Raw genomic sequence first — 9,838 nt, 5'->3', positions numbered from 1 at the left:
TGCGTCGGTCGAACTGACCCGCGCCGCATTTGATTGCAAGGAGAAAGCGTCGATGTATTTCGTTGCTGCCGTGCTCGCGGTCCTGTCCGGCCTGTTCTACGCCGCGGGCCATCATCAGATCGGCTCTCTCGGTGCCACCATGTGCCAGTATGGCGGCATGTTCTGCGACAGCCCGGTGCTGGTTCTCGTTGGTGCAGGATTTGCAGCAGCGTGGGGCATGCTGGTCAGCATTCGCTGATCATCCCGCGACATTCCGACGATGATTTTGTGCCGCTGATTTGCCCGACGTGTCAATTCCCGCGCCCTGCGTCGGGATGTGATCCCACGAACGCCCGCAGCTATTGCGGCGTGCTCGGGTTTGCCGGATGAGCGGGCTTTGGGCCGGGTGGATCAGGCTCGATCGGTGCCTTGGGCTCGGTCGGTATGACCTTTGCGCCAGCCGCGCGCGCCGCCTCGCCGGTCGTTGAGTAGTTAGCCGAAGCGGCCGGCTGCACGTTCGGCTTGTTCCACGGACCGTGATCCACGATCAGCATGCCGAGCACGCCGAGGATCGCAACCACGGCCGCGACCAACAGCGGCGTGCCACCATGCCGATTTCGATGCTTGACCGAACCGCCATCTGCAATGCCATGCGCCTGCATTGTCATCATCGTCTCCTCCACGGAAACAAGCCGCGACCCGCGCGTAAGTTTCCGGTTCCCCGATGTGAAAGCGAGGCATGTCGGTGGAACCAATCCGCCGCTGCGGAATTTCTGGGATATGTGACCGCCATCGCCGTTCAATACGTGCGGATGGCAAAGGCGTTGGTCACCTGACTTTCAATAAATCGCGGCACGGCACATGAGCTCCGAAACACCCGAGTTCCCGCTTCAACCCACACTCGGTGAACGAGCGATCGACACCGCGACGGACGTCTCGCGTACGATCACGGAGGTGTCGGATGGACTCCGAGCCGCCGCCGATCGCCTCAGCGATGCCATCGCGACCTCGCGCCGACCGGGCGGAGCCCTGGCCACCGTGAGTGCGGTCACGCGCGAAGCGCCGCTCGCAAGCCTGTTCGTCGCGTTTCTGCTCGGCGTCGCCGTCGCGCGCCGGCGCTAAACCGTCGATGGGGCCGCGAACGCCGTCCTAGAACTTGCCCTTCGTCGCGTCCTTGGTCGCCGACATCACGCTACCGCTGATCTGCCGCATGTGTTCGCCGGCATTGGTGAACTGGCTGCGCAGGAATTCCGACTGGATCCGCATCGCCTCCTGCAGATCCGTTGCGTGCACGAGCTTGCGCGCATGCTCGAACGCCGCCTTCATGTTCTGCTCGGTGAACGACAGCGCTTGTTTGGAGATCTCGGTACCGGCGCCCGGCATCGACGTCATCGACTTGCTCGCAGCATCAAAGAACAGACTGAAGGCCTGTTCGGCCTGGTCGATGGTCTTTTCCGCGAGATCGCGCAACTCGGCGGGAACTTCAAGCTTAGGCTCAATCATGATCGCGCCCCCTGAAATAAGCGTCTGGCGAGGTTAGCATAGATTGTGACGGCGTCAGCGCCGGATCGCGAGCAATGACTCGCTCCGGCCAATTGAGGAAAAATTACCTAGCCACGACCGACAGCCGATTCCAATTATGTCAGCACTGTGGCATAGTGATTCGGCTTCTTCGTCGGCCGCGTTCGCGTCTCTGGGGAATAAGGGGATCCGATGCTGCGCGCCGTTCGTCCGACACCGACCTGCACCCGGTTCAAGACCAGCATAGAGATGCCGTGCATGAAGTGCGGCACGCAAATGCGGCTTGCCTTGATCGAGCCTCGCGACCAAGTCTACGACGTGCTGACCTATCAGTGCACGCCTTGCAATTCCGGTGAAAGCTTCCTGAACGCGCGCTAGGCTGCGCGCCTATTCAGTCCCTCACCACGGCGGCTCCCGTCTCCGTCAGCCCGGGCTCGTCGTCATGCAGTTCGACGAGACCGAGCTCAGCGAGGATGTGCAGATCCTCGTCGCTGACCGGTGACAATTTGAGCCTGCCGGCCTGAATATCCCGCAAGGTCCAGCGCAAGCCGATCGCGCGCTCGAGTGAAAATTCCGCGAATGGATTATTTGCCATCCGCCTCGACTAGTGCGGCATTTGGATCAGACTTTGTCGTTGCCGCGGCGGCTTCATGGACACCACAGATTGATCGCCGCTGGCGCGATCGAAGCGCACAATGCCTCGACCACGCCAACGCTTCATAGATTGCTCGCAGCGGCTCAGTAGCGGTAGGGATCGATATCGAGAAGCGGGAATGCGCTGAACACGCTCGGCAGATTGGTCGGCATCGCCGGATGCAGGTAGGATTTGTCCAGTTCGGCAAAGCTGGTGACGCCGAGCAGACCGAGGCAGCGGATCACCTCGTCCTCCAGCAGTTCAAGCATCCGGACAATGCCGGCCTCGCCGGCCGCGGCAAGCGCCCAGCACTGCAGGCGGCCGATGCCGACAAGATCAGCGCCCGAAATGATAGCCTTCACAATATCGGTGCCGCGGCAGAACGAGCCGTCGACCATGATCTTGGCACGGCCCGCGACCGCCTGAACGATCTCGGGCAGGACATGCATGGACCCACGGCCATGGTCGAGCTGTCGGCCGCCATGATTTGAGACGTAAATCCAGTCGACCCCGTGGTCGAGGGCGATCTTGGCGTCTTCGGCGGTGGCGATCCCCTTGAGGATAAGTGGAATCTTGAACTTGTCCTTGATCAGCTTCACCGTCCGCCATTCCAGCCCCTTCTGGAAATCGCCGCCGGTGGCGCGGATGCGGCTCTCGCGGACATAGCGCTTGGCTATGTCGCGCTCGCGCCGGCTGTAGTGGGCGGTGTCGACCGTGAGGCAGAACGCGGCGTAACCGTTGTCGATGGTGCGGCTGACCACATCCTCGACAAAGGCATCGTCGCCGCGCACATAGAGCTGGAAGATGCGAAGCGCATCCGGTGCCGCCCTGGCGGTGTCCTCCAGCCCGGGCTCGGAAACCGAACTCAGCATGTGCGCCGCGCCGAACGTTCCCGCTCCACGCGCGACGGCCGCGCCCGCATTCGGATCGAAGATCTCGAGCGCGCCGACCGGGGCGATCATCACGGGAAGCCGGAGCTTGCGTCCGAATACCTCGATGGAAGGATCGACGTTGATGACGTTGCGCAGGACGCGCGGCCGGAACGCGATCTCGTCGAGCGCCATTCTGTTGCGGCGCATCGTGGTCTCGGTCTCCGAGGCGCCGACGATGTAGTCCCAGGCGTTCTGATTCAGCTTGGCGCGGGCCTTTCGCGCGAATTCGTGCAGGTTCTGGAATTCCTCGCCGCTGGCGCCGAGTTCGACATTGCGCGTCTGCCGAATGGGGGTCCCGTCATTCATGGTGTTTCTTCTCCCGATTTGGCCGGCACATTAGCCGCAGACAAACCGGAAAAGCTACCACCTTGAGCCACGAATCCGGCCAGCGAAGGCCAGCTATTCGCTCGTGAGATAGATCGGTTCTCGACGCGACGCGGTTCGTATCCAGACGACCTCGCCCGAGGCGAGCTAGCTGCCCGAAAACCGGTTTCGGTACTCGGTCGGCGATACGCCGAGGTGGCGCAGAAAGGCCCGCCGCATTCGCTCGTCATCGCCAAATCCCGCGCGCTTGGCGACCTCGACCACACCGCCGATCTGGCGGCTTTCGAGCAGCAAGCGGGCCGTCTCCACGCGCAGCGCCTCGACGCCGCTTGCCGGTGTCATGCCGGTGCGGCTGACATAGGTCCGGGCGAAGGTGCGTGGCGTCATCCCCGCCTTTTCCGCGAGGGTCTCGACCTTGAGGTCGCTCGTGATGTTCTCGATGATCCAGGCGTGCAGCGCGCTGAAGCGTCCCTCGACGTCCGATGCCTGTGCGGCAAGGACGGTGGAGAACTGGCTCTGACCGCCCGGCCGTTTCAGAAACACCACAAGTCTGCGCGCAACATCGAGCGCGATGGTGTGGCCGAAATCCTCCTCGATCATGGCGAGCGCCAGATCGATGCCGGCGCTGACCCCGGCCGATGACCAGACCCGTCCGTCCTTGACGAAAATCGCGTTGGGCTCAACCCGGATATTGGGAAAGCTATCCTGCAGACGGGGACAATAACGCCAGTGCGTTGCTGCCCGCTTGCCGTCCAGAATCCCGGTCCAGGCCAACGCAAATGCGCCAAGGCAAACCGACGCGATACGGCGCGCCTTCGGCAGCGCCTCCGCGATCCAGTTCATCAACTTCGCGTCGTTGCGAATCTTCCAGATACCGGGCCCGCCGGGGATCACCAGCGTGTCGACCTCGGCCGGCGCAATACTGTCGATCGGCGTCGTGTCGATCATCATGCCGACATCGGTTGGCACCAACCCGCCGGAGGTCGACAGGTAGGACAGCGAGTAGTCCGGTCCCGGCAGCTCGATCGCTTCCAGTTCTGCAAACACCTGCGCCGGTCCCGAGATGTCGAGCAAGGTCACACCCGGAAAGGCAACGATCGCGATCCGCCGCGTCGCTTTCTTGTCGCGCGGCTCAGGCCGGGGCGCTTTGGCAGTTTTCGAGGGCATATTGTCCTTTAAGCCATTCGAGGCTGCCCTGTATAGCTCGCATTGGAATTCTGGAGTTCTGCCATGCCGCGAAGTCTGGGCAGCGGATACGAGGCGATCAAATCGCCTTGGACGGATTACGCGATCTACAGTCTACCCGATGCCTCCCGGGTCGAAGCGTGCGACCGTCAGCCGCTGATGGACGCCATGAACGGCATCATTGCCGTCAACTGGCAGGCCACCGAGCCGCACTGGACAACAACCTCCTCGCCCTTCGACAAGAAGTATAGCCTGATCCTTGTCTACGATCGGTCCGGCCTCATTGCCTTCTCGGTCTACCGCATCCTGGAGATGTCGGCCGGACTTGGAATCTATCGCAGCGGCACGGAAGTGCTCCCGGCGCACCAGGGCCGCGGCTTCTACGGCTTCTTCACATCGGAAGTCCTGAAATGCTCCGGCGCCGCCGCGAGAGCCGAGGGCAACGTGCTCTACGGCTGGCGAACCCGCAACCCGATCGTCTGGGCAGCGAACGCTAAGATTTGCGAAAAAGTGACTCCATCTTTGCTCGACAATACGCAGGATCTCGCCCTGCAGGCGGCCTGTATCGAGATGTGCACCTCGCTCTATCCGGGCAAGCCGCTCGAACTGCCCGACATGATCATGCGCGGCGCTTACGGCCACATTAAGCACCATCGGCAGGCCTATCATGGCACCGCGTCGCTGGTCGATGCCGCGATATCGCGGAAGATTCCGAATTCTGCGGATGCCCTTTTCTCGGTGGGTTACGCGAGGGTGTGATGTCGATGCTCGGACAACAAGCTGTTTATGCCCCGACGTCGCGCTTCACCGATCGCGCCTATCTCGCGTGGACGGCGGTGGCCATCGCCTACGCCATCGCCTTCCTGCAGCGCGTATCGCCGCAGTCGGTCAGCCTCAGCTTCATGCACGACTTCAACACCGACGCGGCCGGCGTTGCGATGCTCGCCTCAAGCTACTTCTGGGGCTACACCTTGATGCAGATTCCGGCAGGCCTTCTGGTCGACCGTTACGGCGTCAAGCGCGTCGTTCTCGTCAGCATGATCGCCTCCTCGCTCGGCAGCGCCGCGTTCGCGCTAGCACCGAACCTGCTCGACGTTTTTGTTGCGCGCCTGATCGTCGCCTGCGGCGATGCGCTGGTCTTCACCGCACTCCTGAAGCTCGTGGCACAGAGCTTCGCGGATGAGCGGTTCGGCATGATGTCGGGCATCTCGCAGGTCTCCGGCTATGTCGGGGGCGTGATCGCGACCACGCCGCTTGCAGCTGCGGTCTCAGGGTTCGGCTGGCGGGCCTGCTTCCTGTTCATCGCCTGCATTGGGTTGGCCAACCTGGCTTTCGCCAAGCTCGCGCTCAAGCCAGATCCGGCCTCGCACAGCAACAAGACGCTGAAGGGCGTGGTGATCGCCGCGCGGCAATCGCTGGCCCATGTCGCGAACTGGGGTTGCGCAATGACGTTTGCGTCGCACTTCGCGGTGGTGACGACGCTGTCGGGCGTCTGGGGCATTCCGATGGTCGCGCACTTCTTCCACATCTCCCCGACGGCGGCCGGCACGCCCCTGCTCGCCTTCATGATCGGCAATGCGCTCGGCTCGATCTTCCTGGGTCACGCCGCCGATCGCGCCGCGGCGGCGCTTGAGCGCGCGCTGATCGGCATTTGCGTGCTGCGCATGCTGCTGATCGCGATGCTGCTGCCGCCGATCGCCCAGACATTTGGTCTCGCCTACGTCACCGTCGTGTTCACTGCCTTGGGGCTCGTCGCTGGCGGCACCGTCCCGCTGGTGCTGAAATGCGTCAAGAAGCTCTACACCGCCGATCTGATCGGTGTGGGCGCATCCGTGAACACCACAGCCGCCGGAATCTTCGCCGGCATCTCGCAGCCCATCATCGGCTTCGCGATGCTCGCCGCCAGCAACGCCTCGGGGACCGACGCCGTACACAACACGGCCGCGATCGGCGACGGCGGCTACAGCGCCTTGATTGTCATTCTGCTTCTCATGTCGCTGCCGGGCATTGCCGGACCGCTCTTGATGAGAAGCAAGTTGATAGCTCGTTAGTGTCGTTATGAGTGTAGGGGGTGTTATGGAGCGCTTGTTCTTGAGAAAAGGCGAAGTCACGTCAAACTTTCCGGTCAGCAGCTGGCAGAGCGTGATGTTCTCCGAGTTTGAAGCGCAGATGAGCAGCGAGGCAAGGCCGTTCCCTTGCGTGTTCGGCGTGACCGGACATCGCCAGGATCAGCTCCGCTACCTTTTCCTCGATCCATATGACGTGGCGGTGCTGGGCGAGCAACTCGGGCAATATGTCTCGCAGGCGCGCTCGTTCGGTCCCAACACCTCGTTGATCGTGTTCACGCGGCCCCGCCCGGTGCAGACGCTCGATGCCTATTATCGCAAGATGTGGCTGACGCTCGATCAGCTCGCGCGGCTGGACAAGAACCCGTGGCCATCAGAGATTCCGGAACAGATCGACCATCCGATGTGGGAGTTCTCGTTTGCGGGCGAGCCGATCTTCGTGGTCTGCACGACGCCCGCGCATGTGATGCGGCAGAGCCGCCGGTCCAGCGCCTTCATGCTCACGTTCCAGCCGCGCTGGGTGTTCGACAAGATCCTCGGGACGGAGAAGGCCGCGAACGCCGCGTTCGCGGAGGTGCGCAAGCGCCTGATCCCGTACGACAGCGCAAGCCCCTCTCCGCTTCTTGGCCGCTACGGCGCAACCGACGGCCGCGAGTATCTGCAGTACTTCCTGCACGACGACAACCATGCGAGCTCGGGCTGCCCCTTCGCCAAGCTCGCGCAGAACAAGGCTCAACCGATCGCGAACAAGGAGCAGGCAGCATGACCCAGATCATCGCAGGCACGAAGACTGAATTTGCCATCGCCCCGGAGATCCTGAACCTGCTCCCGGCCCAGGGCTCGGTCGAGCTGCAGCATGATGCGGCCGGCAAGGTGCATCAGTTCCATACCCATCCGGTCGACGAGATCCTGATGATCGTCAGCGGCCGGCTGAACTTCATCTGGGATGGCGGCGAGCGGGTGGTCGGCGCCGGCGACACCATCCTGCTGCCAGCCGGCACCCGTCACCAATCCGAAGCGCTCGAGGGCGGCGCGATCTACGTGATCGCGACGCAAGCGCCCGCCAAGCCAATGAACAGCTGACGCACAGGAAAGATTTGCGAGCACCTCAGGACAGTGAGGGATCGCGCGGCGGCTCAACCGCCAAACGTTCGATCAGCTCGATGACCTCGGAACGCTGGTCGGGCGCAAGTCGAAGGAAAGCCTTCAACAGTCGCAGGCTTTCCAGTGTTTCGCTCGATGGAGCTCCGAGCTTCTTCTGCAGCTCCGCAACGTATGTGGGATTTTTCATCTCGCACCTTAAGTGAGGATTACGAATGGCATACCCAGGTAAACGTGAAGGCTTGGCCCAGAAGGTCGACACCGCAGCACAAGAGGCCGAACGCCTCGGCCTGACCACGGCAACCCTCATCCTCCGGATGGCACGCCTCGAGATTGATCGGGCGGAACCCGAAGAAGTTGAAAGTATGCCAAGGAACAACTTGCGCAGCAAGCCGAACTGAGTTCCCGAAACGGACCAGCTTCAAGGCCGCCGGCGACGCGCCGGGGCCTGCGACGCCTGAAAGACATCTCGCCAGGCGAGAGGCTTTCCTCTCGCCTGCTGTCAGGTTGTTTTGCGAATAGTTGATCTTTTGTGCAGGCTGAGCACGCTGGAGCGTTTTCGAGCGAAGCGGATACCGGTTCGTGTCAAGGAAACGCGTCAAACTAGAAGCCAGAGCCCCATTCCGATTCCATCGGAACGGAAAAGGCCCTAGCCGGTGTTGCCTGCCTTGCCGAACGCGCCGGCCTCGGCCAGCGCGGCGATGCGCCGATCGTCGTAGCCGAGCGTCTTGCTCAACACGTCCTTCGTATGCTGACCGAGCAGCGGGGCAGCAACAGGATCAACGGACGGCGTCAGGCTCATATTGACCGGCGACTCGATGTTCGGAACCAAGCCGGCGGTTGGATGCGCAATCCTGCTCAGGCGATGCCGGTCGCGCACCTCGGGCGCGTTGAACCCCTCCTCGACCGTCCGCAGATAGCCAACCGGAATGTTGGCCTTCTTCATCTTCGCCATCCAGTTCTCGAGCGTGTCGCCCGCAAACACGCTGGCAATGATCGCGCGCAGCTTCTCCTTGTTAGCCGTGCGCGCCTTGCGGTGAGCAAACTCGGGATCGGTGATGAGATCCGGGCGATCCAGCACGTCGGTGACGAGCCGGCGATACAGCCGGTCATTGGCGCAGGCCATGTAGAGCGGACCATCGGAGGCCCGGTAGACGCCGACGGTCGGCGAACCGTTCGGAGAGTTGCCGAAGCGGCCGGGATTGTTGCCATTGATGAGATAGGCCATGCCGTAGAAGCCGGTCATAGACACCGCTGTGTCGATCAATGCGACCTCGACCTGCTGACCGCGACCGAGCCGATCGCGCGCAATCAGCGCCAGCAGAATGGCGTTGCAGGCCGACATGCCCGTCGCCATGTCGACGATCGGCGGCCCGGTGCGCACCGGCTCGCCATCCGGAAAGCCGTTGAGCGACATGAAGCCGCTTTCGGCCTGCGTGATCGGGTCGAAGCCCGGGCGCAGCGCGAAATCGCCTTTGCGGCCGTAGGCGGAGATCGAGCAATAAATCAGCCGCGGGTTGGTCGGCGCCACCGACGCATAATCGAGACCGAATTTCTTCATCACGCCGCCGGAGAAATTCTCGACCACGACGTCGGCCTTGGCAATCAACGCGCGCGCCACCTCGAGCGCGGCCGGATTGTTGAAATCGAGCGCAATGCCGCGCTTGTTGCGGTTGAGGCTCAGATACGCCGCGCTCTCCCCGCCGATTTCGGCGTGCTCATAGGCGCGCGTGTCATCACCGCCGTCCGGATTCTCGATCTTGATGACTTCGGCCCCGAAGTCGGCCAGCGTTTGCGTGCAGGCCGGGCCGGCCACGACGCGGGTGAAGTCGACGACCAGCAGGCCGTCGAGCGCCGTCGGAACTCCCTCCCCGCGCGGCGTGCGCCCCGGCAATTCTGGTCTGGTCATGATCTGACGCTTCCTCTGTTATTTTATCAGGCGAAATACGACGGTCCCTGCCAAGACCGGCACTGCTCGCCTTTTAGCGGAAGCTCGTCAGCAAAACCAAACCCGGATTTTGCAGGGCGGGACCTTCGTCCGACATGGCTGTCGATGGCCAAAGACGACCCGGCGGCCGCCGACATGGTCGGACGCC

General features: G+C 62.6%; 15 protein-coding genes. 8 read left to right on the top strand and 7 right to left on the bottom strand.

The genetic code is table 11. The features are described 5' to 3' along the window. Nucleotides 1-52 precede the first annotated feature (52 nt). Nucleotides 53-238, top strand: coding sequence for a hypothetical protein (locus tag J2R78_RS29025; RefSeq protein WP_092082963.1), 186 nt, complete (start codon nucleotides 53-55; stop codon nucleotides 236-238). A gap of 100 nt (nucleotides 239-338) precedes the next feature. On the opposite strand, the gene J2R78_RS29020 is transcribed toward J2R78_RS29025, so the two are convergent. Next, on the bottom strand, nucleotides 339-641 hold the full coding sequence (locus J2R78_RS29020; protein WP_057020638.1) for a hypothetical protein: 303 nt from the start codon (nucleotides 639-641) through the stop codon (nucleotides 339-341). Between the two features lie 199 nt (nucleotides 642-840). Between J2R78_RS29020 and J2R78_RS29015 the strand changes: the two genes are divergently transcribed. Beyond that, on the top strand, nucleotides 841-1,101 hold the full coding sequence (locus J2R78_RS29015) for a hypothetical protein (RefSeq protein WP_050383887.1): 261 nt from the start codon (nucleotides 841-843) through the stop codon (nucleotides 1,099-1,101). Nucleotides 1,102-1,128: 27 nt separating this feature from the next. Here J2R78_RS29015 and J2R78_RS29010 read toward each other — a convergent pair whose 3' ends face one another. Beyond that, the gene (locus tag J2R78_RS29010; RefSeq protein WP_016847366.1) at nucleotides 1,129-1,482 is read right to left on the bottom strand and encodes a phasin; all 354 of its coding nucleotides are present in this window, start codon (nucleotides 1,480-1,482) and stop codon (nucleotides 1,129-1,131) included. Between the two features lie 210 nt (nucleotides 1,483-1,692). Here J2R78_RS29010 and J2R78_RS29005 point away from each other — a divergent pair, with 210 nt between their 5' ends. Next, entirely contained in the window at nucleotides 1,693-1,878 is a 186-nt protein-coding gene (locus tag J2R78_RS29005; RefSeq protein ID WP_018272817.1) for a hypothetical protein, read from the top strand. Nucleotides 1,879-1,891: 13 nt separating this feature from the next. Here J2R78_RS29005 and J2R78_RS29000 read toward each other — a convergent pair whose 3' ends face one another. From J2R78_RS29000 to J2R78_RS28990, 3 genes are all read right to left on the bottom strand, one after another. Next, entirely contained in the window at nucleotides 1,892-2,095 is a 204-nt protein-coding gene (locus J2R78_RS29000) for a hypothetical protein (RefSeq protein ID WP_253607729.1), read from the bottom strand. 143 nt (nucleotides 2,096-2,238) lie between these two features. Next, on the bottom strand, nucleotides 2,239-3,372 hold the full coding sequence (locus J2R78_RS28995; protein ID WP_253607728.1) for an alpha-hydroxy acid oxidase: 1,134 nt from the start codon (nucleotides 3,370-3,372) through the stop codon (nucleotides 2,239-2,241). 165 nt (nucleotides 3,373-3,537) lie between these two features. After that, nucleotides 3,538-4,557 (bottom strand): GlxA family transcriptional regulator, encoded by a 1,020-nt coding sequence (locus tag J2R78_RS28990; RefSeq protein ID WP_225645890.1) that lies wholly within the window; start codon nucleotides 4,555-4,557, stop codon nucleotides 3,538-3,540. Nucleotides 4,558-4,599: 42 nt separating this feature from the next. Here J2R78_RS28990 and J2R78_RS28985 point away from each other — a divergent pair, with 42 nt between their 5' ends. Genes J2R78_RS28985 through J2R78_RS28970 form a run of 4 tightly spaced genes read left to right on the top strand, consistent with a single transcriptional unit; the run spans nucleotide 4,600 to nucleotide 7,724 of the window. Continuing rightward, a complete protein-coding gene (locus tag J2R78_RS28985; protein ID WP_253607727.1) occupies nucleotides 4,600-5,334 on the top strand; it encodes a hypothetical protein in 735 nt (244 codons plus the stop codon). After that, nucleotides 5,334-6,626 carry an MFS transporter gene (locus J2R78_RS28980; protein WP_225645893.1) on the top strand — a complete coding sequence of 431 codons (1,293 nt, stop codon included), beginning with the start codon at nucleotides 5,334-5,336 and terminating at the stop codon, nucleotides 6,624-6,626. Before J2R78_RS28985 ends, J2R78_RS28980 begins: the two co-directional genes overlap by 1 nt. Nucleotides 6,627-6,666: 40 nt before the next feature. After that, nucleotides 6,667-7,407 (top strand): YqcI/YcgG family protein, encoded by a 741-nt coding sequence (locus tag J2R78_RS28975; RefSeq protein WP_253607726.1) that lies wholly within the window; start codon nucleotides 6,667-6,669, stop codon nucleotides 7,405-7,407. Then, on the top strand, nucleotides 7,404-7,724 hold the full coding sequence (locus J2R78_RS28970) for a cupin domain-containing protein (protein WP_253589728.1): 321 nt from the start codon (nucleotides 7,404-7,406) through the stop codon (nucleotides 7,722-7,724). Before J2R78_RS28975 ends, J2R78_RS28970 begins: the two co-directional genes overlap by 4 nt. A 25-nt stretch (nucleotides 7,725-7,749) precedes the next feature. On the opposite strand, the gene J2R78_RS28965 is transcribed toward J2R78_RS28970, so the two are convergent. Continuing rightward, the gene (locus tag J2R78_RS28965; protein ID WP_168856031.1) at nucleotides 7,750-7,932 is read right to left on the bottom strand and encodes a hypothetical protein; all 183 of its coding nucleotides are present in this window, start codon (nucleotides 7,930-7,932) and stop codon (nucleotides 7,750-7,752) included. A gap of 25 nt (nucleotides 7,933-7,957) precedes the next feature. Here J2R78_RS28965 and J2R78_RS28960 point away from each other — a divergent pair, with 25 nt between their 5' ends. Then, nucleotides 7,958-8,143 carry a hypothetical protein gene (locus tag J2R78_RS28960; RefSeq protein ID WP_016847356.1) on the top strand — a complete coding sequence of 62 codons (186 nt, stop codon included), beginning with the start codon at nucleotides 7,958-7,960 and terminating at the stop codon, nucleotides 8,141-8,143. A gap of 248 nt (nucleotides 8,144-8,391) precedes the next feature. Here J2R78_RS28960 and J2R78_RS28955 read toward each other — a convergent pair whose 3' ends face one another. After that, nucleotides 8,392-9,654: a CaiB/BaiF CoA-transferase family protein gene (locus J2R78_RS28955; RefSeq protein ID WP_253609938.1), complete on the bottom strand. Its 1,263-nt coding sequence runs from the start codon at nucleotides 9,652-9,654 to the stop codon at nucleotides 8,392-8,394. Nucleotides 9,655-9,838 lie beyond the last annotated feature (184 nt).

Origin of the sequence: Bradyrhizobium sp. USDA 4538 (assembly GCF_024171045.1) — a bacterium.
Taxonomy (GTDB): Bacteria; Pseudomonadota; Alphaproteobacteria; order Rhizobiales; family Xanthobacteraceae; genus Bradyrhizobium; species Bradyrhizobium australafricanum.
This window is presented reverse-complemented; position numbering and strand designations above follow the sequence as displayed.

Bases quoted from the DNA above. Each gene is read 5' to 3' on its own strand.
- J2R78_RS29025 (WP_092082963.1), top strand. From the start codon at position 53: ATGTATTTCGTTGCTGCCGTGCTCGCGGTCCTGTCCGGCCTGTTCTAC.
- J2R78_RS29020 (WP_057020638.1), bottom strand. From the start codon at position 641: ATGCAGGCGCATGGCATTGCAGATGGCGGTTCGGTCAAGCATCGAAAT.
- J2R78_RS29015 (WP_050383887.1), top strand. From the start codon at position 841: ATGAGCTCCGAAACACCCGAGTTCCCGCTTCAACCCACACTCGGTGAA.
- J2R78_RS29010 (WP_016847366.1), bottom strand. From the start codon at position 1,482: ATGATTGAGCCTAAGCTTGAAGTTCCCGCCGAGTTGCGCGATCTCGCG.
- J2R78_RS29005 (WP_018272817.1), top strand. From the start codon at position 1,693: ATGCTGCGCGCCGTTCGTCCGACACCGACCTGCACCCGGTTCAAGACC.
- J2R78_RS29000 (WP_253607729.1), bottom strand. From the start codon at position 2,095: ATGGCAAATAATCCATTCGCGGAATTTTCACTCGAGCGCGCGATCGGC.
- J2R78_RS28995 (WP_253607728.1), bottom strand. From the start codon at position 3,372: ATGAATGACGGGACCCCCATTCGGCAGACGCGCAATGTCGAACTCGGC.
- J2R78_RS28990 (WP_225645890.1), bottom strand. From the start codon at position 4,557: ATGCCCTCGAAAACTGCCAAAGCGCCCCGGCCTGAGCCGCGCGACAAG.
- J2R78_RS28980 (WP_225645893.1), top strand. From the start codon at position 5,334: ATGTCGATGCTCGGACAACAAGCTGTTTATGCCCCGACGTCGCGCTTC.
- J2R78_RS28970 (WP_253589728.1), top strand. From the start codon at position 7,404: ATGACCCAGATCATCGCAGGCACGAAGACTGAATTTGCCATCGCCCCG.
- J2R78_RS28965 (WP_168856031.1), bottom strand. From the start codon at position 7,932: ATGAAAAATCCCACATACGTTGCGGAGCTGCAGAAGAAGCTCGGAGCT.
- J2R78_RS28960 (WP_016847356.1), top strand. From the start codon at position 7,958: ATGGCATACCCAGGTAAACGTGAAGGCTTGGCCCAGAAGGTCGACACC.